The sequence below is a fragment of the Trichocoleus sp. DQ-A3 genome (assembly GCF_039961975.1).
Lineage (GTDB): Bacteria > Cyanobacteriota > Cyanobacteriia > Cyanobacteriales > FACHB-T130 > FACHB-T130.
This window is the reverse complement of record NZ_JAMPKC010000014.1, coordinates 51982-77187: the sequence shown is the minus strand read 5'-3', so window position 1 is coordinate 77187 and position 25206 is coordinate 51982. Positions and strand designations below refer to the sequence as shown.

General features: G+C 48.6%; 24 protein-coding genes, 1 tRNA gene and 1 pseudogene. 12 read left to right on the top strand and 14 right to left on the bottom strand.

From position 1 onward, the window contains the following. Positions 1 to 362: 362 nt before the first annotated feature. From NDI44_RS19110 to NDI44_RS19100, 3 genes are all read right to left on the bottom strand, one after another. A complete protein-coding gene (locus NDI44_RS19110; RefSeq protein ID WP_199304890.1) occupies positions 363 to 839 on the bottom strand; it encodes a DUF2752 domain-containing protein in 477 nt (158 codons plus the stop codon). Positions 840 to 887: 48 nt separating this feature from the next. Next, a complete protein-coding gene (locus NDI44_RS19105; RefSeq protein ID WP_190414164.1) occupies positions 888 to 1151 on the bottom strand; it encodes a TM2 domain-containing protein in 264 nt (87 codons plus the stop codon). Positions 1152 to 1264: 113 nt separating this feature from the next. Beyond that, positions 1265 to 2809: a CPBP family glutamic-type intramembrane protease gene (locus NDI44_RS19100; RefSeq protein ID WP_190414054.1), complete on the bottom strand. Its 1545-nt coding sequence runs from the start codon at positions 2807 to 2809 to the stop codon at positions 1265 to 1267. 252 nt (positions 2810 to 3061) lie between these two features. Here NDI44_RS19100 and NDI44_RS19095 point away from each other — a divergent pair, with 252 nt between their 5' ends. Both NDI44_RS19095 and NDI44_RS19090 read left to right on the top strand, forming a co-directional pair. Beyond that, positions 3062 to 4405, top strand: a complete 1344-nt coding sequence (locus NDI44_RS19095; protein ID WP_190414162.1) for a histidine phosphatase family protein — start codon at positions 3062 to 3064, stop codon at positions 4403 to 4405. A gap of 76 nt (positions 4406 to 4481) precedes the next feature. After that, positions 4482 to 5747 carry a dihydroorotase gene (locus NDI44_RS19090; protein WP_190414159.1) on the top strand — a complete coding sequence of 422 codons (1266 nt, stop codon included), beginning with the start codon at positions 4482 to 4484 and terminating at the stop codon, positions 5745 to 5747. Between the two features lie 96 nt (positions 5748 to 5843). Here the strand turns inward: NDI44_RS19090 and lepB are convergent, their stop codons facing one another. After that, entirely contained in the window at positions 5844 to 6437 is a 594-nt protein-coding gene (gene lepB / locus NDI44_RS19085) for a signal peptidase I (protein WP_190414052.1), read from the bottom strand. Between the two features lie 258 nt (positions 6438 to 6695). Here lepB and NDI44_RS19080 point away from each other — a divergent pair. Continuing rightward, a pseudogene (locus tag NDI44_RS19080) lies at positions 6696 to 8040 on the top strand (dihydroorotase). 91 nt (positions 8041 to 8131) lie between these two features. On the opposite strand, the gene tsaE reads toward NDI44_RS19080, so the two are convergent. Then, positions 8132 to 8584, bottom strand: coding sequence for a tRNA (adenosine(37)-N6)-threonylcarbamoyltransferase complex ATPase subunit type 1 TsaE (gene tsaE, locus NDI44_RS19075; protein ID WP_190414157.1), 453 nt, complete (start codon positions 8582 to 8584; stop codon positions 8132 to 8134). A gap of 153 nt (positions 8585 to 8737) precedes the next feature. Then, a complete protein-coding gene (locus NDI44_RS19070; protein ID WP_190414050.1) occupies positions 8738 to 10129 on the bottom strand; it encodes a gluconeogenesis factor YvcK family protein in 1392 nt (463 codons plus the stop codon). Between the two features lie 378 nt (positions 10130 to 10507). Between NDI44_RS19070 and ruvC the strand changes: the two genes are divergently transcribed. Together ruvC and NDI44_RS19060 are read left to right on the top strand one after the other, a co-directional pair. Then, positions 10508 to 11038, top strand: a complete 531-nt coding sequence (gene ruvC / locus NDI44_RS19065) for a crossover junction endodeoxyribonuclease RuvC (RefSeq protein WP_190414048.1) — start codon at positions 10508 to 10510, stop codon at positions 11036 to 11038. 291 nt (positions 11039 to 11329) lie between these two features. Then, entirely contained in the window at positions 11330 to 12034 is a 705-nt protein-coding gene (locus NDI44_RS19060) for an SH3 domain-containing protein (RefSeq protein ID WP_190414045.1), read from the top strand. 216 nt (positions 12035 to 12250) lie between these two features. On the opposite strand, the gene NDI44_RS19055 is transcribed toward NDI44_RS19060, so the two are convergent. From NDI44_RS19055 to mgtE, 4 genes are all read right to left on the bottom strand, one after another. After that, positions 12251 to 12565 carry a hypothetical protein gene (locus NDI44_RS19055; protein WP_190414044.1) on the bottom strand — a complete coding sequence of 105 codons (315 nt, stop codon included), beginning with the start codon at positions 12563 to 12565 and terminating at the stop codon, positions 12251 to 12253. Between the two features lie 167 nt (positions 12566 to 12732). After that, a complete protein-coding gene (locus tag NDI44_RS19050) occupies positions 12733 to 13227 on the bottom strand; it encodes a molybdenum cofactor biosynthesis protein MoaE (RefSeq protein WP_190414042.1) in 495 nt (164 codons plus the stop codon). 150 nt (positions 13228 to 13377) lie between these two features. Continuing rightward, a complete protein-coding gene (locus NDI44_RS19045; protein WP_190414040.1) occupies positions 13378 to 14424 on the bottom strand; it encodes an aspartate carbamoyltransferase catalytic subunit in 1047 nt (348 codons plus the stop codon). 48 nt (positions 14425 to 14472) lie between these two features. Then, positions 14473 to 15822 carry a magnesium transporter gene (gene mgtE, locus NDI44_RS19040; protein ID WP_190414038.1) on the bottom strand — a complete coding sequence of 450 codons (1350 nt, stop codon included), beginning with the start codon at positions 15820 to 15822 and terminating at the stop codon, positions 14473 to 14475. Between the two features lie 217 nt (positions 15823 to 16039). Here mgtE and NDI44_RS19035 point away from each other — a divergent pair, with 217 nt between their 5' ends. After that, a complete protein-coding gene (locus tag NDI44_RS19035; protein ID WP_190414036.1) occupies positions 16040 to 16612 on the top strand; it encodes a sporulation/spore germination protein in 573 nt (190 codons plus the stop codon). 8 nt (positions 16613 to 16620) lie between these two features. On the opposite strand, the gene NDI44_RS19030 is transcribed toward NDI44_RS19035, so the two are convergent. Then, a complete protein-coding gene (locus NDI44_RS19030; RefSeq protein WP_190414034.1) occupies positions 16621 to 17217 on the bottom strand; it encodes a DNA-3-methyladenine glycosylase in 597 nt (198 codons plus the stop codon). Between the two features lie 289 nt (positions 17218 to 17506). Between NDI44_RS19030 and NDI44_RS19025 the strand changes: the two genes are divergently transcribed. Further along, complete coding sequence (locus NDI44_RS19025; RefSeq protein ID WP_242037114.1) at positions 17507 to 19168, top strand: MBL fold metallo-hydrolase; 1662 nt, start codon at positions 17507 to 17509, stop codon at positions 19166 to 19168. 78 nt (positions 19169 to 19246) lie between these two features. Here NDI44_RS19025 and NDI44_RS19020 read toward each other — a convergent pair whose 3' ends face one another. Together NDI44_RS19020 and NDI44_RS19015 are read right to left on the bottom strand one after the other, a co-directional pair. Next, positions 19247 to 19558 carry a DUF6679 family protein gene (locus tag NDI44_RS19020; RefSeq protein ID WP_190414032.1) on the bottom strand — a complete coding sequence of 104 codons (312 nt, stop codon included), beginning with the start codon at positions 19556 to 19558 and terminating at the stop codon, positions 19247 to 19249. A 726-nt stretch (positions 19559 to 20284) separates the two neighbouring features. Continuing rightward, complete coding sequence (locus tag NDI44_RS19015) at positions 20285 to 20527, bottom strand: hypothetical protein (protein WP_190414030.1); 243 nt, start codon at positions 20525 to 20527, stop codon at positions 20285 to 20287. Positions 20528 to 20877: 350 nt separating this feature from the next. On the opposite strand from NDI44_RS19015, the gene NDI44_RS19010 reads away from it, so the two are divergent. The 4 genes from NDI44_RS19010 to NDI44_RS18995 all read left to right on the top strand — a co-directional run bounded on the left by NDI44_RS19010 (position 20878) and on the right by NDI44_RS18995 (position 23653). Next, positions 20878 to 21747 (top strand): aldose epimerase, encoded by an 870-nt coding sequence (locus NDI44_RS19010; RefSeq protein WP_190414029.1) that lies wholly within the window; start codon positions 20878 to 20880, stop codon positions 21745 to 21747. 83 nt (positions 21748 to 21830) lie between these two features. After that, a tRNA-Lys gene (locus tag NDI44_RS19005) sits at positions 21831 to 21902 on the top strand. A gap of 367 nt (positions 21903 to 22269) precedes the next feature. After that, a complete protein-coding gene (gene fba / locus NDI44_RS19000) occupies positions 22270 to 23349 on the top strand; it encodes a class II fructose-bisphosphate aldolase (protein ID WP_190414027.1) in 1080 nt (359 codons plus the stop codon). A 178-nt stretch (positions 23350 to 23527) separates the two neighbouring features. Continuing rightward, complete coding sequence (locus NDI44_RS18995) at positions 23528 to 23653, top strand: hypothetical protein (RefSeq protein ID WP_277877627.1); 126 nt, start codon at positions 23528 to 23530, stop codon at positions 23651 to 23653. 211 nt (positions 23654 to 23864) lie between these two features. Here the strand turns inward: NDI44_RS18995 and NDI44_RS18990 are convergent, their stop codons facing one another. Continuing rightward, complete coding sequence (locus NDI44_RS18990) at positions 23865 to 24677, bottom strand: carbon-nitrogen hydrolase family protein (RefSeq protein WP_190414025.1); 813 nt, start codon at positions 24675 to 24677, stop codon at positions 23865 to 23867. A 259-nt stretch (positions 24678 to 24936) separates the two neighbouring features. Here NDI44_RS18990 and NDI44_RS18985 point away from each other — a divergent pair, with 259 nt between their 5' ends. After that, the gene (locus NDI44_RS18985; RefSeq protein WP_190414152.1) at positions 24937 to 25149 is read left to right on the top strand and encodes a hypothetical protein; all 213 of its coding nucleotides are present in this window, start codon (positions 24937 to 24939) and stop codon (positions 25147 to 25149) included. Positions 25150 to 25206: the final 57 nt, after the last annotated feature.

The following is a 25206-nucleotide window of genomic DNA, read 5'->3' as shown; positions in this document are numbered from 1 at the left end:
AGTTAGTTACCCGCGAACGGTCAACGGCTACTCCAGCGAAGATACATCACGTAGACCAGTGCTAGAGCCTGCATTGGCATGAGCGCGGCATAGCCCCTAAAGAAGAAGTTAATCTCTAAGCTAGACATTACACTGAAATATCCCATACCTAACAAAGCTAGGAACATGGGTAAAATCAGTTTTTTGGGTTTGCGTATTAGCATATTAAGTCAGGAGAAAGATTTACAGAAGAACTTAATTTAAACATGAATAAAATATCGCTCTATCTGTTAAATTTATCGCTGCAAAAACGACAAAATACAAACAAGCGATCGCAAATAATTTGACCTAAAAACAAAATTTTTTATACAAGCATGAATTCCTCAAAAAAATAGCTGACCTAAGGGTGAATGAACCAAGGCGAGATATAGTTCTCCAGACTTTGATAAATAATACAAGCGCAACGCATGGTAGCTTAAAATTAGAAGTAGGCTCAGCACCTGTAGCTTTCGGTTCCTAAGCATTTGAACATACAAGACGGCGATTTTACGTCCCGCGATTAGTTCAAGTGTAATATGAACTGTTGCAATCAAAAAGGCAGCGAATAAAACCGGGCCGAACAGGTGTTCTGCTAAGGCGCAACTCCAATCTCCTCGCACAATTGCCATAAAAGACCGAGTCATGCCACACGTAGGACAAGGAATCCCCGTAAAGTGCCGAATTGGGCAAACTAGGAACGTTACTTTATATCCTTGGTTATAAAAGTAGGTTCCCACTAGAGGTGCTGAACATATTCCTAATATCAACCAGCGAATCCGTCGAGCATTGCTAGACAGATTAGAGCGAGATAATTTAGACATGGCTCAAGTTAAGCTAGCGTCTACCCAAGCGCTCTCGCAGGGGTCGATCTAAAACCAACCTTTCTTGCTAACAAGGTAAGTGCTGACGAATTCTTCGTCAGATTTTGTCAAATAAGTTATTCCCTCGATCAAACCAATAATTCCCATAATTGGCGAACCGATTCCACAGGTAAGCAGGCTAACCAGCAACATGATGATGCCTTCTGTGTTATAGCCAAGAACAAACTTATGGATACCTAAAGCCCCGATAAGAATCCCGCAGACTCCAGCGGCGATTTTTTTGCTGGCATCAGTAGAGTTTCCATCCCTCATTTGTGTGAACCCTTGAAAAATTTGCTTTCCGCTTTTAGTGTTCCCAGTTGGGTAACGCATCTATCACAAGACGGAAAGCATTGATTCTTCTTAACAATGACTGGAAGGAAACATCACGCAGATCCACTACCCAAGAGGAAAAGACTCAGCAAAGTGCCACCATTCCAGAGAGAGTGGAGGAGTATCGGTGCAAGGAGGTTGCGCGATCGCGTATAAACCACTCCCAAAACCATCCCCAAAGTCGCCAGGGGCAAGATTTCTGAGAGATTCAGGTGAACAATCGCAAAGAACAAACTACTGAGCGCGATCGCTCCCCAAACGGGCATATAACGGGTGAGGGACGGCAACAGAAAACCGCGAAACAAGAACTCCTCAAACAATGGTGCTGCCACCGCCGCCGTCAAGAAAAAGATCGCCAGCGCCACACTATCTTGCCCCTCTAGAGCAATCGGTAAAATCGGATTGCTGCCCCCTTGTCCCTGCCACAGCTTTTGGTTAATCAGCGACACCACAATCACTAGAGGCAGCGCGACTAAATATCCGCCCAATCCCCAAAGAATCCAGTTTCCCCGCCAATTGAATCGAAACCAACCTTCTGGCAACGGTAAAAAAGAGCGGATAGATAAATACAGAACCAGCAGACACTCGAACGCCAATGTTGCATAACTCACCAGAACAAAAGCAGCTTGTGTCCGAATATCAAAGCTGGCTCGATTTAGGGGCAGTAAGCTAAAAAAGAGCGGCAGCAGAAATTGACCGATAAAGAAAAAGCCCACGACGAACACCTGCCAAATAATTTCGGCATTCCAAGGCGTTGTCCAAGGGAGATCGCCATTTTGAGCGAGGATGGCTTCTTTTCCCTTAATTAGCACTCCCGCTAGCAGAAAAATCAGCAATCCTAATCCCACCAATACTCCCACTAGCGGGATTGCTCCGACAATCGCTAATTTGACAATTGCAGCTTCAGCGCGCTCCTGTTCTTGTGCCTGGAGTGCCGCCAGTTCCTCCTGACGTTCCTGTACTTGGTAGAGTTTCGTCAAAGCGCGATCGCGGAACCAGCCGTCTAAATGCTCTTGAATTTGCGGCTGAGCATCCAACATCAGGCTGGGTGGCTCGCTCCAAAGTCCCACCAAAACCGCCGCTGGCTTAGTCTGTAACTCGCTCGCCGCTTCCTGTTTAGACCGATTAATTAATTCCGTCCAAGTTTTAATCGCCGCGTCTGTTTGTCCTTGTTGAGCTTGTAGAATTCCCAACCGCAAGTCAAGCTCAGCAATCAGCTTTTTTACCTTGTTGATTGACGCTGGTAATTGCGGCTGCGATCTGACTGCATCGGGATTCAAATCGGCTTCCGATTTCAGCTTTTCGAGCTGTCCTTGCAGCTTTTCCAGAGTGGCTCGATCCTCCGAACGCGCCTCCTCATACTGCTTTTGGGCAGTTCTTAAAGGGTCTTCACCTAAAAGAGCGTTCCGGGCGTTTTTCAAATTGGCATCACCAGCTTTGTCGCCCTGCCACTCACTCGCTTGGAGTAACAAATTCGTTTGGTACAGTTCCAGGCGACCTTGAATCTGAGGCTGATTCCAGCTATCCAGTAATGAGTGGGTAATCAGAAACAAAGCCAAAATTGTCAGCAACCCCAACAGCAACCGCTTAATTGTCATGAAAACTCCTGTAGGCTCTTAGTGTCACGGCACCTATGAGGAATATCTTAGATGCGTGTCCGGGACAGGTTAAAATTCTCCTGAACCTTTTTGCTCTTGATGATGGGCGTGGATTTCTCGCCTAGAGCATTAGGGGAACTTTACCTTACCAAACTGAGGCAGAGCCGACCTAATTCTTCTCTAGCTAAGCCAGCGAACAAGAATATGTAGGCTGCTGTCTTTGCAGTGCTAGTTTCCACGGAGGATATCACCCTGAATACTCGAGTCATTCTCGTGCGTCATGGTCAGAGCAGCTATAACAGTGAGCGTAGAATTCAGGGCCGCTGTGATGAATCAATTTTGACGGAAAAAGGTCGCGCGACTGCCCGTCAACTTGGCGCTACTCTGAGTAACTTGAAAATTGATGCGATTTACAGTAGCCCCCTGCAACGGGCGAAAGCAACCGCAGAGATCGTTCAATCCAGTTTGGCGACGCCTGCCCCCTTAACAGCGTCCGATAACTTGATGGAAATTGATTTACCCCTTTGGCAGAAAATGCTTTCCGTGGAAGTGCAGGAGAAATTTCCTGAAGATTACCAATGTTGGCATGAGCGTCCCCAGGAATTTCGGATGAGCGTCCCGACGCCAGAGGGATTAAAAGAACACTTCCCAGTCTTAGCCATCTACGAGCAAGCGCGGCAATTCTGGCAGGAAACTTTATCCCGCCATGCGGGAGAGACGATTCTCATTGTGGGGCATAACGGCATCAACCGGGCTTTGCTCAGTACGGCAACTGGAATATCGCCACAGCGCTACCATTCGATTCAACAGTCGAATTGCGGCATCAGCGTGCTAAATTTTGCCGCTGGTTGGGGCAAACCGGCGCAATTAGAGTCGATGAATCTCACTGCCCATGTGGGAGAAGTGCTGCCAAAGCCGCGTCCGGGCCATCGCGGACTCCGTTTGTTGCTGGTACGCCACGGGGAAACCGACTGGAATCGCCAGAAACGCTTTCAAGGGCAAATTGATGTGCCCCTCAACGATAACGGTCGAGAACAAGCCCGGAAGGCAGCAGAATTTCTCAAAGATGTACCGATTGACTTTGCTGTGACTAGCCCAATGCTGCGTCCCAAGGAAACAGCCGAGATTATTCTGAAATATCACCCCAACGTCCAGATTGAACTACAGGCACCTTTGGCAGAAATTGGTCACGGGCTGTGGGAAGGGAAATTTGAAGAGGAAATCGAGCTGTCGTATCCGGGGATGCTGCAACAGTGGCGAGAGTTTCCGCAGACGGTGCAGATGCCAGAAGGAGAAAACTTGCAACAAGTTTGGGATAGAGCGATCGCAGCTTGGCAAGACATGGTCGCGTCTTATTCTGGAGATCGACCGAAAACAGGTTTGGTGGTCGCTCACGACGCCACGAACAAAGTCTTACTCTGCTACCTTTTGGGTTTAAATCCAGAAAATTTCTGGAGCATTAAGCAGGGGAACGGGGCAGTGACTGTCATCGACTATCTTCAAGGGCCAGAAAGTACGCCGGTGCTGCAAGCGATGAATGTCACAACTCACTTAGGTGGGGGCGTTCTCGATCAAACGGCTGCCGGTGCATTGTAGAGTGATGAGTTATGAATTTTGAGTTTTGAATGAAGAAGCTTTTTATCTCAAAACTCAAAACTCAAAACTCGAAACGATTATGAATGAACTGCTCCAACAAGTACGGGTCATCGACCCAGTTTCTGGAACCGACCAGATTGCCGATATTCTGATTGCTGACGGTTATATCCAAGCAGCCGAAACTGAAATTTCTGACTTGTCCGCTGACACAACCGTCCGGGATTGTCGTGGATTTGTCGTAGGGCCAGGGTTAGTAGATTTATACAGCCACTCTGGTGAGCCTGGGTTTGAAGAGCGGGAATCCTTAGCCTCGCTCGTTGATGCGGCAGCAGCCGGGGGCTTTACTCGACTGGCAATCTTGCCCGATACCCTACCCGTTCTCGACAATCTAGGGGGTTTAGCCTACCTTCAACAATCTAAAATCCAACATCCAAAATCCAAAATTGAATTTTGGGGGGCGCTGACGCTCGGTATCCAAGGGCAGCAGATGACATCTCTGGCTGAACTGGCGGCGGCTGGGGTGGTAGGCTTTGCAGACGGTCAGCCAGTGCAGAATCTAGCGCTGCTGCGCCGCCTGTTGGAATACCTCCAGCCGTTAGGAAAACCTGTGGCGTTATGGCCTTGCGATCGCGCTTTGAGCGGCAATGGGGTAATGAGAGAAGGCTCGGCGTCGATTCGCTTTGGGTTGCCAGGAAACCCAGCGATCGCAGAAACATCGGCGCTGGCTGCTTTGCTGGAAGTGGTGGAAGCTACTCGCACCCCTGTCCATATCATGCGCGTTTCCACTGCTCGCAGCGTTGAGCTAATTGCGAATGCCAAGGCGCGGAATTTACCAATCGCCGCCAGTACTACCTGGATGCATTTATTGCACAATACGGAGGCGGTAGGCAGTTATGACTCAAACTTGCGACTAGAACCCCCTCTCGGCAATTCTTCAGACCAAGCGGCGCTGATTCAGGGGATACAGAGTGGGGTGTTAGACGCGATCGCCATTGACCATACTCCCTACACCTACGAAGAGAAAACGGTCGCCTTTTCCGAAGCACCCGCGGGCGCAATTGGTCTAGAGTTGGCTTTATCGCTTCTGTGGCACACCTTTGTTGCGACTGGTGACTGGTCAGCTTTAGAACTGTGGCGGGTTTTAAGTACCCATCCGGCGGAGTGTTTGCAGCAAAAACCGCCAGCGATCGCGCCCGGTCAACCGGCTGAACTGGTCTTATTTGATCCCCAGCTAAGCTGGACAGCGGACAGACAAACCCTAAAATCCCGCTCAGAAAATACCCCTTGGCTAGGGCGATCGCTGACGGGTCGGGTTTTACAAACTTGGGTAATGGGTAATTAGTCAGTCAAACCGAAGAAATATCTAACTGTAAGGGCGGATTGAGCCAGGGGTTTAGTGACGCACAAATATCTTGGTGAAACTCGCCCCTACTCCCTACTATTCCTTGGTATAAGCTGGAGCGCTATCCACTTCTCCGGCACGTTGGAGGGGCCAAAAGCGCACTACAGCACGACCAATGATTTTTTCACGGGGGACAAAACCCCAATAGTGGCTGTCGTAACTGTTGTTGCGATTATCACCCAGTACCAGGTAGGAGTTTTCTGGCACCGTCACCGGCCCATAGGTATACTGTGGCTGTTCTTCAATATATTTTTCTGACAGGGGTTTCCCGTTGACATACACCCGTCCCCCTTTCACCTCTATCTTTTCCCCAGGTAAACCAATCACGCGCTTAATAAAAGCATCGTGAAAGTTTTGCTTTTCTAGCGCTTCGGTCGGCGCAAACACTACAATGTCGCCCCGCTGTGGAGATCGGAAGTTGTAACTAACCTTGTCTATAATCAGACGGTCATTGATTTGTAGTGTAGGCAGCATTGAACCCGAAGGAATGTAGCGTGCTTCCGCCACAAAAGAGCGAATTCCAAAGGCCAGAATGGCACTCAAGCCAATCGTTTTTATTCCCTCTATGAAAGGATTTTCGGCTTTTGGTTGGGGGTTGAGGTCAGGTTGTTGATTCTGCACGTCAGTCATAAACGGTTAATCACTCAAGCAAATGAATGAAATTGATTCCCTAGGTAATTATTTATTTTAAGGAAGACGGATGATTAGCTATATATATTGTGTACAAATTTTGTCTAAATATATCCGGCTAATATTACAGATATTTAGCTTCTGTCGTTTACCCGGTTGCTGGATGGTCAGTTTAGAAAAGTGCCATCTTACGACAAAGCGCGATCGCACCATACAATTGTCGCTCACACTTAACTACTGCATCAACAACTGATTACCATGTTTTCTGTCCCCTCTCTGTTGATTCGCAATGCTCGAATTCTCCCGCCTACGGGTGAATTTTTGGTTGGGGAGGTGCAAACCTTGGGTCGGGAAATTGTCCGGGTTGCACTAAAATCCTAGCATCTGGAAATCCTAGCATCTGATAGTCTACTAGTGGATAAAGAGATAGACGTTCAAGGTCTGACTTTGTTGCCGGGAGTCATCGATCCGCAGGTACACTTCCGAGAACCGGGACTCGAACACAAAGAAATTTGTTCGCGGCGAGTTGTGCTTGTGCTAAAGGCGGGGTAACGTCGTTTCTGGAAATGCCCAATACTCGCCCCCTGACAACTACCCAGGCGGCTCTCGATGATAAGTTGCGACGAGGTGCCCAGAAGTGCTTAGTTAATTATGGCTTTTTTATTGGGGCAACCGGAGAATATCTGTCGGATCTTATAGAAGCGCATCCCACCTCTGCAATCAAAATTTTTATGGGATCGATGCACGGTCAATTACTGGTGGATGGATATACGGTATGGAGTCTATTTTTGCAAAGGGAAATCGCTTAATTGCCGTTCACGCAGAAGACCAACCTCGGATAAACCAGCGACGACAAGAATTTGCTGGAATTCACGATCCAGCCATTCACTCTCAAATTCAGGATAATCAAGCCGCTCTTTGAGCTACCGAATTGGCGCTCTATTTATCTAAAAAGTATCAGCGACGCTTGCATATTTTACATCTGTCCACAGCCCAAGAAGCCGATTTATTACGTCAAGATAAACCGAGCTGAGTGAAAGCAGAAGTGACGCCGCAACACTTGCTGCTGAACACCAGTGCTTATGAGAAAATTGGCACTCTGGCGCAGATGAATCCGCCATTGCGATCGCCCCACGACAACGAAGTTCTTTGGCAAGCGCTACTCGATGGCTTCATTGATTTTATCGCCACCGATCGCACCCCCCATACCCTCGAAGAAAAAGCCCGAGAATACCCCAATACCCCTTCTGGAATGCCTGGAGTTGAGACATCCCTGCCCCTGATGCTGACTTCAGCCATGCAAGGACGCTGTAGTGTTGCCCTTGCGAACTGGATGTCTGCGGCTGTCGCTAAGGCGTATCAGATTCCCAAAAAAGGTGCGATCGCTCCCGGTTATGATGCCGATTGAGTTCTGGTAGATTTGGACAATTATCGTCCAGTATTGCGCGAAGAATTGTTCACCAAATGCGGCTGGAGTCCCTTTGAAGGCTGGAATTTGAGGGGATGGCCTTGTTCTATCACCGTTGTTGGCGGTCAGGTTGTTGATGAGCGGGGGAAGCTGAATCTAGAAGTGCGGGGCGAAGCTTTGACGTTTAACGAATAATTAAACGCTCTCGGTACGCCAAGGTAAGCGCAAAGGTACGCAAAGGAAAGACGCGATAAATCAGTCTCTAAACGAGAGCGAACCTTTGTGTTTAAAATTTTATTGACTTAAAATCAAACCCACCCGCTGGAATTAGGTTGGCTTGGCGACCATTATTCGCACAGTAGGTTAGATGGACGCTTAAAAAGCTGGGCGGCTGATATGGCAACCGTTCTGCCCATTCTATCGCCACAATTCCCAGGGGCACCTCGAATCCTTCCCAGTAGGTTTCTAAATTCAACGCTTCGACTTCTTCTGGCTGCAAGCGGTATAAATCCAGGTGATACAGGGGGAGGCGTCCCTGTGCGTACTCGTTAATCAGAGTGAAGGTGGGACTCACAATCGGCTCGGTAATGCCCAAACCCTCGCCAATGCCTTGCACCAGCGTGGTTTTGCCAGCGCCCAAGTCGCCTTCTAATAAAAGTACATTACCGGCGGGGAGGGATTGACCGAGTGCAATCCCAAGCGATCGCGTCGCCGCCGCATCGGCAAGAGAAATGACAATTGACTCCAAATTACTCAAAACTCAAAATTTAAAACGCTTAAAAGTACACTACCAGCGCGGAGGGATTGACTGAGAGCAATCCTAAGCGATCGCGTCGCCCCGGCATCGGCAAGAAAAATGACAATTGACTCCAAATTACTCAAAACTCAAAACTCAAAACTCTACTGCCTGGGCACGACTATACCACCTCAGCAACACCCGTGCCAGCCGCTCAGGATTGTGGCGTACATAACCCGTCTCTGGGTCTTCATCCATCACGTTGGTTAAAACAATGCGACGCCCCAGCAGCCCAATGGCTTCTCGATCTAGAAAAACCGGATGGGAACTTTCTTGAGCATAGCGAATCAGGGCATTCGCACTGGGAACTTTCCGCTGCACCAAGACGGCGTTAAATAGCGGTCGTCCGCAAGCGGCATCAATGGCGCGAATGTGGTCTGCAACCGTGTAACCTTGGGTTTCTCCCGGTTGGGTCATGATGTTACAGACGTAGATGCGGGGAACCTGTTTTTGGGCGATCGCTTCGGCAATCTCTGGCACCAATAAATTGGGAATCACGCTTGTATAAAGGCTTCCAGGGCCGATGATAATGTAATCGGCTTCCTCAATTGCCTGTAAAGCTTTAGGCAAAGCGGGGGGGTTGCTAGGAATGCAACCAATTTTCTTAATCTGACCATTGGCTTCTGTAATGCTCGATTCCCCCTCAATGGTGCGTCCATCCTCTAACTCAGCCCAGAGGCGAACATCGCACAACGTTGCCGGTAGCACCCGCCCTCGCACAGCTAAAACTTGAGAACTGGCAGCGATCGCTTGCTCCAAATCTCCGGTAATATCGCTCATTGCCGTCAGGAATAGGTTGCCAAAACTATGACCGTTCAGACCATCCCCAGCCTTAAAGCGATATTGAAACAATTCGGTCAATAACTTTTCTTGGTCTGCCAATGCCGCGATACAGTTGCGAATGTCTCCCGGCGGTAGGACGCCAATTTCTCGCCGCAGACGACCAGAGGAGCCGCCATCATCTGCAACCGTTACAATCGCCGTAATGTGGGCGCTGTATTCCTTCAATCCTCTGAGCAAAGTAGAAAGTCCGGTGCCACCGCCGATTGCCACGATTTTTGGCCCCCGGTTAAGTTTGCGATGCGCCAACAGCACATCAATCAGTTCTTCATCCTGGGAAGGCTTCAGTACCTCGGTAATCGCTCCCATCGAGCGGGTTTGTCCTAAAAAAATAAAAAATAAACCCAAGCCAATCGCGATTGGACCGGAAACATAATTGGGAATAATCGTGGTAATCGCTTCCAGAATGTTCCCAATGAACTGAATCAATAAGAAAATTGGGGTCAGTTTCACCCAAATCGCCAAACCTAGGCTGGTTAGCAGCACGCCTCCCACACTGATCAGCAACCAGCGTTTTACCAATAGTCCGGGCGCTAACCACTTAAACCAGCTATTGACTCGTTGGGGCGTCCTAGGCTTAAAACTCCAGACCATATGCGAATCTTGTTTGAGCGTGCGTAAGGCTTGTTTGAAAATAACGTTTGACATTGCGGATTCCTAGGGGACACAAAGGCAAGACTCGACTTTAACGTTGCTTGGCGAATCCACTCAAGTAGGCGCGATTGATGAATCGTCTCTACGGATTGATTGGACTGGCACGGGGAAGGCAGAAGTTGCTACCCACTGAGCAACACTAAGGCTGTGCCCATCAGAATACATTTTCACTAAGCCACTCAGATGTGACATACGAAACTAAGAAACAGAGGAGGGGATTTTTCAACTCAGCTTATGATAGGTTGCGATGGTTTGCTGCTTGGATCAGGAATCAAGATGTTACGACTCAGTGATTAGACCCGCTTGTTGCTTCTAAGCGTTCAATTAACCGATTGCAGTTCCCCCTTGAGTGAATCCCCAAAGCTAGGCTAGATGGAAAAGCGTATTTTAGGATTAGACCCCGGACTTGCCAGATTAGGATTTGGGACAATTGTCTGCCAAAAGGTAGATTATGCCGCAGCGGCAGGTGGCGATCGCGCGAAGCGCCAAGTAGAAACTGCGTCTGAGGTGGTAAGTTTACTAGATTTTGGCGTGATTCAGACCTCGGCAAAGACGGAGATGGGGGAGCGACTCCGCACGATTTACGACGATTTGCACACGCTGATGGAGCAGTGTCAACCCCATCTGGTGGCAATCGAGAAATTGTTTTTTTATCGGATGGGAAACACGATTGTGGTGGCTCAAGCACGGGGGGTGCTGATGTTGGTGTTGGCACAGCACGGGGTTCCGTTTGTTGAGTTTACGCCTGCCCAAATTAAACAAGCGCTGACTGGCATGGGAAATGCGGATAAGTCCGAAGTGCAGCAAGCCGTGGCGCGGGAGTTAAATTTGGGCTACATTCCCAAGCCGGATGATGCCGCCGATGCCCTTGCTGTAGCGTTAACGGCGTGGTTTCAGGAGTAAAGGCGATCGCTTTCTGGAGACTGAGTGCGGTGAAGCCCAAAGAGCGATCGCTCTTACTCTTGACATTTCTGCCTTCTTTCCGATGATTTGGATTAATCTTTACTTGTATGCTATTTGACGAGGAGACTTCTAAAAGATTGACGATCCTGATGTTCGGTAGCGTCAAAGCTGAATAAAGATGCTGGGCAACTGAAGCCGAGCCATCTTCAAAAACTTGGTTCTACCGTCAATCGGTTTTTCTTTGCTGAAGTCTCTAACAAAAACTTTTTGGTGAGATGAGGAGTTGACCGTATGAAAAAGATGAGTCGCTGGGGCAAGCCTATCGCTCTCTTTAGTTTAGGCTTGAGCGTCGTGGGAAGTCTGAATTTTCCCATTCCTGCCATTAGCACAACCACAACTGCTAACACGATTGCACAATCAGAACAGAACTCAGTTCAACCTGGGGGCAGCTTTGAAATAGCGCAAAGTCTGGTAGGACAATGCCGCGCTACGAAAGCGCGGATTTTTGTCTATACGCAGCGATCGCTCTCCAGTCAAACGATTAGAACGCTCGCTGCTGGCGAACAAGTTACCCTTGCAGACAATGGCAGCGCCGGTTTTATCGCCATCAGTGCCCCTGTAACCGGGTATGTCCAAGCAAGAGACCTCACAACCTGCTCTGGAGTCAATCCTACCCCTAGACCTACTCCCAGCCCTACCCCGACTCCCAACCCAACTCCCAGCCCGAATCCCAGACCGAATCCTACAACTAGCCTTTGCCGCGTCATTACCTACAAGGGCGCTGAAGGGATGGCTATTCGTACCGCACCCGGCAAAAACGGTACTAGAGTTGGCGGAGTTAAGTTTGGAGATAGAGTCACCCTCAGAACCAGTCCTCCAGCATTCACCTTCGACGCCGAACGCCGTGCCTGGGTTCAGATTACAGCCCCTGTTGCCGGATGGATTTCTTACGGGTTTCCCAGTTCAAACTCGACCAATCTCGGCACTTGTCGCTAGGCTTCATCGTCTATTAAGCTAAAGCCATAAAAGCAAAATCACCCCATTTGAATTGCCAAAATTCGGAAATGGGGTGATTTTCTATTAAGCGTGAATTCAATTTTACGATTCAGTTTTAATGAGGGAATCAACCTCGATTAATTGAGCATTAAACAATTAGCTATTGGCTCACAGGGAAGTCTGATAGTAATTTTAGGGATTCAGACAAAATTTATACTACTCTACTTGCCGAACTGACATCCGGTGCAGCGGCAGAGTCAGGACAGAAGTAAAGGTCAACAAGTAAGAAAAAGCAGCCGTTAACTTCAAACTCATCAACAAAATCTCCCACTCAGGGTGGCTAAACTTCAGGATACCTACAACAACGCAGTAAACTATCCAGTAAGTAAAGCTCATTGTCAATAGCATTTCCTCCGTTTCTTCAAGCTCATCCACCTGAGTTTGTTTGTCAACGGATAGTAAGAAAAGTCCAGCAATACTACCCACAAAAGAAACAAAAAGTAAATATTCGTGCCAGTTCAGATTTGGCATTAGCCTATCCCCTTTATCCCCAAATTATGAATTGGGGATCAGTCTAAAGGATAATTTTCCTGGGATAAAGCAATAGTTACAAACTGCAATCTAAAGCCCTTGAAAGTTTAAAGTTTTGTAAAAAGTATCGGTCAAGGGCATTCTTTTCTGAACCAGCAGAAGGCGACTTAACACCCCTCTGGCTGGGTTTCACAGGCACCGATACTCACCCAACTGCTAGAACCATCTGCCCAATGTTCCTTTTTCCAGATGGGGGCATTGTGCTTTAGGGTATCAATTGCATATTGGCAGGCTTCAAAAGCTTCTGAGCGGTGAGGACACCCAACCGCAACCAACACGCTGATTTCGCCAATCTGCAAGCGTCCGATGCGATGGTGAATCACTACTCGATTGACATCCTGCCAGGTTTGGCGGATATTGGCAGCAATTTGACTAAATATGTGCAAAGCCATCGGTTCGTAGGCTTGATACTCCAAAGCAACCACCGGCTTCCCATCAGTTTGATTGCGTACCATTCCACTCATGACTACCACGGCTCCGTTGGCAGGATCGTCCGCTAGTGAGTAGACTTCCTCCATTGATAAGGGAGCGAAGCTAATCGTAAAACTATCTTTCGCGGAGGGTTGATTGGGAAGGTTTAGGAGAGTGGTGACGCCATTCATCACGTTGAAATCCTGAGAAAGGAACTGGATCTATTTTGATCGATCCAGCACCCGCATTACCCTAAGCGATCGCTCCTTGCACTTGTTGTTCCAGATTGTGTTGTTCCAGATTGTGTCGATCTACCCCAAGATTTTGCAGAACCCTGGCTGCTAAACCTTGCCACCGCCCATCAGATATAAGAGCGCCATACGGACAGCCACGCCGCTAGTCACTTGCTGAGAGATTAAGCTGAACTGGGGGTCGTCCATCAAGTCAGAGCTAATTTCTACGCCTCGGTTGACGGGTCCTGGATGCAGTACCTTAACGTCAGCTTTGCAGAGTTTCAAGCGATCGCGTGTTATCCCATACCGCTGATGGTACTCTCGCAAACTGGGCAGCAAATGCTGCGTCATCCGTTCCTTTTGCAGCCGCAACGTCATCACAAAATCAGCATCTTGTAAAGCGGGTTCCAAATCCCAGTGGAGAAAAAGCTTGCGGTTGGGAATGGGGGATTGGTCGTGGGTGCTTGGTAACGGGCGATCGGCTCCCTGGCTCCCCTCCTCAGTGCCATAGGCGGCAAACAACTGAGGGAGAAGCGTGGGGGGTCCTGCTAAGTGAACCTCCGCACCCGTTGCCGTTAAACTCCAGATATTCGACCGGGCAACCCGCGAGTGGAGAATGTCGCCGACAATGGCAATTTTTTTATCTTTGAGCAGTTCAAGTCGCGGGTGATCTGGGTCTAACAGGGTACAGATGGTGAAAAGATCCAGCAATGCTTGGGATGGGTGTTCGTGCTGACCATCCCCGGCATTGAGGACGCCCACCTTTGAACCTAAGCGATCCATCTCGGCAGCGATCGCTTGCGGCACCCCCGCCTCCCGATGACGAACCACCATCATGTCCGCACCCATCGCTAAATAGGTTTTCGCCGTATCTAAAATGGTCTCTCCTTTCGTTAGAGAAGACGTTGCCGCGGCAAAGTTCAGCGTATCGGCAGAGAGACGCTTTGCTGCTAGTTCAAAACTGCTGCGGGTGCGGGTAGAGGATTCAAAAAATAGATTGGCTACCACCTGACCTTGTAACGTAGGCACTTTCTTCGTGCGTCGCGACAGTACCTCTCGGAAACTGGCGGCAGTTTGCAACACAGTATCGTATTCAATTGGGGTGAAATCAGCTAAGGAAAGAACGTGGTGACGAGTCCAGGTAGTGGTAGCCATTAGGTGTGGTCAGTAGCAACGAACAACGAACAGAAGACAACTGACTGCTCATCTAGATACTACATTCAAAGCCGCTGAGATTAGCGTCAGGAAAGTCAAGAACCCCAATGCATCTAGCGTCGTAGTCAGCAGCGGACCGCTAATGAGTGCTGGATCTAAGTTCAACCGTTTAATACCCATTGGCAGCAAAGTCCCTAGGGTGGCAGCCATCAAGACATTGATAGCCATCACCAGTCCTGCAACCAACCCCACCCATCGCTCATTGACAGGAGACCAAATCAAAGAAAGGGCACCCAAGGCAAAACCCAGTGACAAGGCTGTACCCAAGCCAGCGAGAATTTCCTTACGGAGAAGTTTCAGCGTATCCTGTGGTGTTATTTCACCTACACCTAGTCCGCGTACAGTCACCGATAAGACCTGAAAGCCGACATTGCCACTACTATTGGCTAAAATTGGCATGATGATTGCCAAAACGGGCACTGATGAAATCGTTCCCTGAAAAGGCGCGATCGCATTGGCGGCTCCGACATAGAGAATAATATTCCCTAACAGCCAAGGCAGACGCTTACGAAGCGTCACCAAAGGAGGCGACAAGGCGGCTTCATCACCGCCACTGACTCCCGCCAGTTTCTGAATGTCTTGTGTGGCTTCCTCTTCTAGAATGTCTACCACGTCATCAATGGTGACAATCCCCACTAACCTATCTTCGCGGTCAACGACTGGCACGGCGATCAAGTCATAGCGCTTCATTAGTTGCGCGACTTCTTCTTGGGGCGTTTCTGTGTAAGTTTTGACAACGCGATCGCTCGCAATATCCCCAATCAGGGCATTGGGAAGCGAAAACAACAGTTGCCGCAACGATACAACCCGAACGAGCTTGCGGTTGTCGTCGGTGACGTAGGCGTAGTAAATTGTTTCCTTATCTTCGTCACTGACACGGATTTTGCTCAAGGCTTCTCCGACCGTTAAGCCTTCGCGCAGCCGTACATATTCCGTCGTCATTACCCGACCCGCCGTGCCTTCGGGATAGCCCAAAATCCTGGCAGTTGCCTGCCGTTCTTCAAGGCTGAGTTGCTGCAACAGCCGCTTCACAATGCCTGCGGGTAGCTCGTCAAACAGTTCCGCCCGGTCATCCGGTCGCATCGCCTCTACAATCTGACACACCTGGTTATCGTGCAGCGAACCAATTAGTTCTTCTTGCACTTCCGGAGGCAGATATTCAAAGACATCAATGGCTTGAGCTTTATTAAGCAAGCGAAACGCGATCGCTCGCTTGGATGGGGGCAGTTCGACAATGTAATCCCCTACATCAACCGCCGGTAAGCGATTTAGCTCAGACTTAAGCTGATTTAAGTCAGCAATATCCGACAGTGCAACACGTCCTTCCTGAGTGAGCATAGAAACCTCCTAGTCTCCCCCCGCGCTGGGAGAGACTGACCCGCCCAGGCGCTAGAGGAGCTTACTACTGTCACCTAATGGACTTCGGTCCATAAATTCCGCAGAAATCTACACTGATATTGCTCAGCAGTATCAGTAAAACTATGCTATCCCCTCAAGGTGCCATTTACCATTGGGGGCTATCAAAAAATCTATCTAAAGACAGATTTCAAAAGCGATGAGGCGTACAAAAAATTATTGGGTTCCTCTATTAACTGGAGCGATTGTCGCCAGTCTGAGTAGTTGCGCTTCTTTACCGACAAACAGCGAAAGAGACAAAGCTGGCTTACCTCCCGCTCATGCTATTGAAGCCAGCAAAACTACGACGAAAGCGTCAGATGCCAGCCAATTGTTGACGGGTGCGATTAGCCAAGCAACAACAACCGCTCCCTCAAAAAACAATGTCACCGTCACCATCTATCAACCCGATACTCAGTGTGAAGCGCTAGTACCGGAAAAAGTAGACGTTTCAGCGGTTGAAAGCGTCCAAGCAGCGGTAGGCAAAGTTCTGGAGGAGCGGGACACCGCCGACTTTAATTTAGCTGGGTATCGTGTCATCGTAAATCCCAGCAATCGAGTTGCTACGGTTGATTTGCGAATTGCACCCGGTTCCCAGCGGAAATTTGTCTCCCTTTCGAGCTGCGAACAATTTGCTCTGTTCGGTAGCCTCAGAAAAACCCTCACTGCGAATTCTCAATGGAAGATCAAAGATGTCCGCTTCACAGAGCAGGGCGAAGACATCTCCCTTTAAAGTTTCGATTAAAGTTTGGAGACAGCAGCACAACCGCGTAGATACCACCGCCACGGCAAATCGATTCCCTGTGATAAACCAATCCGAGTTGTTTGGACAAGTTCCGGCATAAATTGTGACTGACGATGCTCTAGCCACAGGGGTTGACCGGGTTGTAAAACTTGTGCATTTAATATGCTGTCAATTTGTAAGGCGCGGCAGAGTTTACCTGGCCCAGCGGCGATTCGATGGGGTTTCGAGCGATCGCTCTCTTTGATCCAGGGCGGTATAGACTCTAGTTGCAAAGCCCGAATCAAGACAGCACTGGGAATGCTGTCCTGGTCTGTGACCACGTTCAGGCAGTAGTAAATTCCGTAAATTAAATAAACATAAGTTCTCCCGGCTGGCCCGAACATCACCCAGTTGCGCTCGGTTCGTCGCCGATAGGCATGGCAAGCCGGATCTTCAGGGCCATAGGCTTCCGTTTCCACGATTAGCCCTCGGATGATTTCTCCATCAGGCATCTGTCGCACCAACGTGCAGCCCACCAAATCAGGTGCAACTTCAGTGGATGGGCGATCTAGCCAAGAAACTTCTACAATTTGGGTATTTTTAATCAGATTCATCGTTAAATATACTTAAGATATACCAAACCACCCCGTTCAATTCATAAAAACTCATGGATGTCAAGCTAGTTTTAGCAGCCTTAACACTTGTTTTTACCGTATCGTGCCTATTTTTTGGCACTAAGAATGGATTTTACGATTCAGACAACTATCACGGAAACGGCTCTGCTCACTAAGATCGCTGTTAGCCAGTCAATTTTGGATTTTAGAGTTTGCGGAGGTCGGAGTTTCTAAGCCTCCGATGATTTTGGATTGAATCTAAAATCCAAAATCTAAAATTGAAAATCGAATGATGAGTCAACCCCCCCCGGTATCCTCTCACGGCTATGACGAACTAGCCTATTTTCCCTATGGCGTCGGTCATGGCGACGAAGGCGTCTGCTTACTGGTACGGATGGGGCCACACCGCATTCTCCTAGACTGTGGTTTGGCGGACATTTCCTCGCTCAAAGGTGAGGGAATTCCTCCAGCAGATTTAGTGCTGTGTAGCCACGCCCATCCGGATCACGCTAGGGGATTGCTGGCGCTGCATGAAAGCTTCCCTCAGTTGCCAGTCTATGCAAGTGAATTGACAACCCAGCTGCTGCCACTGAATTGGCCTGAGATAGCTCCGCAGAATCTGCCGCAATTGTGTCAGGCATTGCCGATGCGATCGCCTGTCGAATTCAAAGAGGGATTGAGTGCGGAATTATTCCCAGCCGGACATTTACCAGGCGCATCTGCCATCTTGCTGACCTACACGAGTCGCCACCGCTCTTACACCCTACTTTATACAGGTGATTTTTTCCTTTCAAACTCGCGGCTGGTAGAGGGGTTGCCGCTAGAAGCATTGCGAGGCTTAGAGCCAGATGTGCTAATCGTGGAAGGCAGTTACGGCACAGCGCGTCATCCCCACCGGCGGAACCAAGAGAATCAGCTGGCAGAGCGAATTAATCAAGCGATCGCTCAAGCGAATTCTGTCTTGATGCCCGTGCCCACTTTAGGACTAGGGCAAGAACTCTTGATGCTCTTGCGGAGTCACCACTTATTCACGGGTCGCAACCTCGATATCTGGGTAGATGGTAACGTGGCGGCTGGCTGCGATGCCTATTTGGATATTCTCACTAACCTCCCAGCCTCTGTGCAAAATTTTGCCCGTCATCAATCCCTATTTTGGGATGAACGGGTGCGTCCCAGAGTGCGTCGGTTGCTTCCAGAACAACGTCCCTCTGTCGGTCAGTCTCCATGCATTATCCTGACTGAGGAAAACCACGATCTTAGAGAATACTGTCAACCAGGCACCGGGCCGTGGGTGTTATTACTGCCCCAGCAACCCAGGTTCTCCCAAGAGCCTAGTTACTCATCGTTGACGATACAAAACTATTTGCTTGCCCAGCATTCTGATGGGCTGGGAACCACCCAACTGATTCATAATATCCGTCCTCAGCACGTAATTTTTGTTCATGCCTCTCCCACCTACCTGGCTGATTTGACCGGGTTGGAGGAGTTGCACAACCGTTACCACTTGCATTCTCCACCGGCTGGGACGCTGGTAGAACTCCCGATTGGCGAGACGTTTGTGCAACCGGCGGCACCCGAAACCAGTTACGAAGGGGAGCTGACGGAACTGGGAACGGTCGTTACCATCACCCTACCGGAGGCGATCGCTGCCGATCCCCGTTGGCAACACTTTGCTGATACTGGTTTAGTGGAAGCCCGATGGCAGGGTGAGGAACTGGTATTGCGCGGATTATCCCAACGAGAACTTTTAAGCCAAAGCAGCGACGCCAGAGTCCCCATGAATGTTGAGTGCTGCGGCAACTGCCTACACCAACGGGGGCAGCGCTGTTGGAATCAGGACTCGCCCCTGTATGGATTTAAGGTGACACCTGAAGGATACTGTCCAGTTTTTGAACCGGCGCATCCGCCTCCAACCCCTTCAGATGACGACCTAGAAAGCCTCGAAGATTGAAAAAGATAAGAAATCAAATCAAAAATTAAAAATGAAGCATCCCCCATTTCTAATTTTTGATTTTGCATTTTTAATTCCTTAGTCTGGATTCGAGTCGGGGAAACGCGGACGAATTTGTTCGGCTTCCGGACAATCGTCAGAGACAAGCGGTTCAGCATTGCCTCTGGGCACTGAAGCCAGCTTTTGTGTCACAGCACCAATGCTTTCGAGGCGAACCATTTCTTCCCAAGAACAAGCTTCATCTTCTTCTTCGGTTTCATAGCGGAGCGTGACTAAATCTCCTTCAATGTCAACGATGCGAGCGCGTTCGATCCAGCGTTGTTGGTCCCGCAAGAAAATACAGACCTCACGACCATCGCAACAGAGTTGATAAATCTTGCGGTGTAGCATGGGTTGCTTCTCCTGAGCAGATAAGTTGTGCAATTCTTCATGGAGCCTGCATACCTTTTTTTAGGTATCCAGCTTCTCTCAAACGTAATCGGGGTTGAATCCTGCCATTCTCCCAGGCTCCTGTCCTTATCTTTACCTATTTTTCCCAAAAGCCTGGAATGTGGGATTTGGGTTGGGTTTCTTAGGGGCGCAAGGCTTTGCATCCCTAAAGCCTGGGAATGCCGATTTTGGATAGGCAAGGAAGCCTCTTGGTCAGCCCCATGCCAATTTTTGGAAAGATGTGGAAATCGAGGGTAGGGACAAGGGTTCAAAGTGAGCGTTCTAGATGATATTGCCGATTTAATTTCAAAGTTTAGCTTGAATCCTGCGGCATTTAAGATAGGGATTGTAGGATACTCCCTCTGGTAGAATGCGCGCACTCCCATCCTCATTCAGGGTTTTTACCACTAAGGGAAACTTGAATCAAGGCAGCTACGAGTATCAATGAGTCTTTTGAGATGAGTAATGGGAAGGCAACTGGTGACAAAAAGCCTTGACTGGCAACCAGTCCAACCTTGTAGCAGTCAATTCAGTCATCCTAACTCTCGCTTTGTTTAGGAAGCGCACCTAGCTGAGATTGGTGTTCTTATTAATCATTCTAATAATTCTTGGCCCAGGTCGGCAGCGAATAAATAAAAATTCTACTGAGATCAAAGTTTTTCTATCGTTTTGGCAGCCGTGCCGCGATTACGATGCCTTGTAGTTATCAAAGAACGGTTTCAGGGCTTGTATCCGAGGCGATATCAGCGCTACGCTCTGCCGTGCTTCTCTTTGAATCTTACCGGCATTCAATGCCTGGTGTAGGGTGTCAAGAGCTTCTAAATCCGCCGATTGGTAGCCTTTCATCACTAACACTTGGCGAATCAGACCTTCAGAAGCGACGCTGAGGCAACCTGTTTGGAAAGCTGACTTTACAAGTGTGCGAATCATGGCGACCTGTTTATCCTTGATTTGCTGAGATATCTATCTTTGAGTATGAAATACTTTCCAAGATTAGGAATTGATGGTAATCCGCCATTTTTTGTGATTTTAGACCGTATTTTTAGGTGATCGAGGTCACAAATGGTAAAACCAAGCGGAGGCTTGACAAAAGAAGAGTTTACTGCGGTTGCTTCTCTATTGAGCAAGCTGTCGATTTAATCCTATAGATAGATTGACCGTATAAAACAGCTTAGTGCAGCGACTGTTAAGGATGTGTAAAGTAGATATGGGAATTTCAAGAAATGTTTGTTAAAGTTTGAGACAATCAGCAAATCCTCAATAGAAACGGAAAAAGACGGGTGTACGCGATCGCCACTAAGCAGCAGCTCTACAAAACCTACATCCTCTCAGACCAAGCCGCTCAGTCCCATCTAGAGGTCGTTCCAGAGCGAGGCGGTATCGTTACTAGCCTACGCATCCAAGGACAAGAAATCCTCTACCTAGATGCAGAGCGGTTTGCCAATCCAGACTTGAGCGTTAGAGGCGGGATTCCGATTCTGTTTCCCATCTGCGGCAACTTACCCGAAAGTCAATACACCTATCAAGGTCAGCCCTACACCCTCAAGCAACACGGCTTTGCACGCGATATGCCTTGGGAAGTCACCGACCAAGTGACTCAAGACCTAGTGAGCCTTACCCTTGTCCTTAACAGCAACGACCAGACACGTGCCGTTTACCCGTTTGACTTTCAACTCGCCTTTACTTACTGTCTGTTGGGTAACACGCTAGAGATTCGGCAGCGCTACACCAATCACTCAGCCGAGCCGATGCCCTTCTCCACGGGTCTGCATCCTTACTTCTGGACACCCGAAAAAACCGGAATCAAGTTTGGAATTCCCGCCGCCGAATACCAAGATCAGCGCACCCGCCAAACCCATCCCTTCACGGGTGCCTTTGACTTTAACCAAGATGAAATTGATGTCGCCTTTAAGCAGTTGAGCGGTCAAGAAGCCACTGCCTCCGACGCCAGCCGACAGTTGCAGCTCACCCTTAGTTGGGACAACCCTTATTCCACCTTTGTCTTCTGGACGGTCAAAGGCAAAGACTTTTACTGCATGGAGCCTTGGAGTGCCCCCCGCAATGCTCTAAATACCGGAGAGCAGCTACTGCGTCTAGAACCGGGAGGCAGTTTGGAGACATCAGTTCGTTTGACCGTAACTTTTTTATAAAAAAGTTTTTTTTCAAAACCCCTTTCCTAATTCCAGTAATCTGTGTTACCGTTGTAAACGTTGTCTAAACAACTGAAGTTTTCGGGTCGCTAACTCAACGGTAGAGTACTCGGCTTTTAACCGAATAGTTCCGGGTTCGAATCCCGGGCGACCCATAAAAAAATACTCAAAAAAATACCTAAAGAAAATTAAGACAAGAAGCGAGAAGCGCTCTGGCAAACGATTAGTTTTCTCATTTTCTAGCTGGAACCAGGAGAATCTACGTTATTGAGAGTACAGCCTTCTAGAGAAAGCATTCCCAGACATAAATTGGAAACGAGAGCAAAACCAAAACCCTGTTAGAAAGCCTAATGCTCTTGCTAAACCTCCACCATCAGGCAATCTTATAAATGCAGTATTGGCTGCTTATCTCGGAATTATCAAGATAATTCCCTAGAGACTGGTAAACTATCTTAAGATTATTGTAATAATTTCGCTGTCCAGAACAAAGTAACTGACGACGAGTCAATAGGAGGACTATTTATGGCGCTCGTACCCATGCGGCTGATGTTGGATCACGCAGCTGAGAATGATTATGGAATCCCAGCTTATAACGTTAACAACATGGAGCAGATCCAGGCCATCATGCAGGCTGCTCACGAGGCAAATAGCCCCGTGATTCTGCAAGCTTCTCGTGGCGCTCGGAACTATGCAGGAGAATATTTCCTACGCCATCTGATTCTGGCGGCAGTTGAAACTTACCCTCATCTCCCAATTGCCATGCACCAGGATCATGGTAATGCCCCAAGCACTTGCTACTCTGCCATGCGCCACGGTTTCACCAGCGTCATGATGGATGGCTCCTTAGAGGCAGATGCGAAGACTCCAGCCAGCTTCGAGTACAACGTGGAAGTCACCCGCAAGGTGGTGGAAGTCGCTCACTCAATTGGCGTCAGCGTAGAAGGCGAACTGGGTTGCTTGGGTTCTCTAGAAACAGGCATGGGTGATAAGGAAGACGGTCACGGTGCAGAAGGAGTTCTCTCTCACGACCAGCTGTTGACCGACCCAGACGAAGCCGTTGCCTTCGTAGAACAAACCGGCGTGGATGCTTTGGCAGTTGCGATTGGCACCAGCCACGGCGCTTACAAGTTCACCCGCAAGCCGACTGGCGAAATTCTGGCTATTAGCCGGATTGAAGAAATTCACAGCCGTTTGCCGAACACCCACCTCGTGATGCACGGTTCCTCCTCTGTGCCCGAAGATTTACTTGCCCTGATTAACCAATACGGCGGTACAATCCCGGAAACCTACGGCGTACCCGTTGAAGAAATTCAAAAAGGCATTAAGAGCGGTGTCCGTAAGGTGAATATTGACACGGATAACCGTCTGGCGATTACCGCGGCGGTGCGCGAAGCCTTGGCTAGCAATACTAAGGAATTTGACCCCCGCCACTTCCTCAAGCCTTCCATCAAGTATATGCAGAAGGTTTGTAGCGATCGCTATCACCAGTTCGGTGCTGCTGGTCAAGGTACCAAGATTAAGCAGATGACTTTGGATGAGTTTGCTGCTAAGTATGCCAAAGGCGAGTTGAATGCTGTTACCAAGAAGACTGTAACTGTCTAAGAAAAGTTTAGGTTTTGGATAAATCTAGTATCTAAAATTTGAAATTTTTCTTGTCGGGTGGCTTCCAAGCCACCCGTTTTTTTGTGTGTAAGAAGAGTTTTTTGGCAAACTTTCAGGAACAGGGAATAGCTGCTTTGTATAAATGCATAGCGTTGCTTTTTAAGAGTTTGTCAATCTTATGGCTAACAATAAATTTAAACCTTCTCCCGATTTAGGTAAGCCCGCCAGACGCGATGGTAGCGCCCCGAAAGTCACTGGCAATCCAAAGAGTAGTCCTTCCAAGCGCAAGAATACTGGTAAGTAAGGTGCCCGATGCGGCTTCTTTGCCGTTCGGTAATACCGGCGGTTGGCGCAATGTCTAACAAGAAGGCTTCTTTTATACATTTTTGGATTTTAGATTTGGGATTTTTGATTAGAAAACCAAAGCTAAAACAAGATTGAAAGATTTAGAATCTTTCAATCTGAAAAATGGTATTAGTTTGCGCCATCGCCGGTCTATTTTTTTCCCAAAAGGCTCAGATAAAAACCCGATGTTGCAGGGAGGGCATTTGGCGGCGGATTTGTTCTAGGCGAGAGGGGTTAATTTCTGCGATCGCGACTCCCGGCGTATCTCCGGCATCCGCTAAAATAACGCCCCAAGGGTCAATAATCATCGCGTGTCCGTGAGTGTGACGCAGGGCGTAATGCTGCCCAGTCTGAGCCGGTGCTATCACATAGCAGGTGTTTTCGATCGCTCTGGCTTGTAGTAAGATTTGCCAGTGATCTTTGCCAGTGTAGGCGGTGAAAGCAGCGGGGACAAATAAAATGTCGGCTCCCATCTGCGCCAAGTGCCGGTAAAGTTCTGGGAATCGGACATCGTAGCACACCGAGAGTCCTAAACTGCCCAAGTGCTTGGAGGGATAAACGGGTGGTAGGCGCATCCCAGCCATGACAGTGCTAGATTCTCGATAGGTATTGCCGTCGGGCAAATTAACATCAAATAAATGTACTTTTTGGTAGCAGGCGAGTTCTTCCCCTGAAGGATCGATGAGCAAAGCGGTGTTGTAGACTTTGTTGGTGTCAACGGGAACTGGAAACCCGCCACCCAAGATGGTGACTTGGAAGCGCTGAGCCATTGTTCGGAGGAATTTTTCGCTCTGGGTAGCGATCGCCTCCGATTGGGCTATCTTCTGCTTCTCTTCTCCTAAAAATGAGAAGTTTTCTGGCAAGCCTACTAACTCAGCACCCTGACGCACAGCAAGCTCGATGAGTTCTTCTGCCTGAACCAGATTTTTTTCCACATCTGGCAGGCTTGTCATTTGTATGGCGGCGGCGAGATAGGGCTTCATTATCACTCTCGTAATTTCATCTAAATCAGTCTAAATGCTGGTGAAGCTGAGAACATCAGAATATATATTATTCCTTTGTTGTGTGTCTAGGCATTGATGAAGGGTTGGTTCGAGCAATCCTGTGGATTATACCGAAGGTACTTATTTAGAGAGATATTTACTCAGCTAAGTAGGAATGCGGACACAAATCATCCGGATGCGCGTCTTCAGTGACAAAGATGCTGTTTTGAAATCATCGTGTGTTCTGGTAGCAATGGCAATGAGTCGGATTAATAAAATTGTGCAACAAGCTTTGGTAACCGGCTATCTAACGGTTGAAGCCGAAGAGCAGCTACGTCAGCTTTTAAAAACCAAGTATGACTTTGATGACTTTATGGCTTTCATTACCTTACAAAAAGAGGCGATGGAAGGTCGGGTTCGTCAAGAGTCTCGTGAATTGCTGCATTCTAGCCGTGTTTCTGCCTTAGTTTAAACGGGGGCGATCGCTTATTTTGCATTAGCAGAGCGCCACGCGGACGCGCTATCGCAA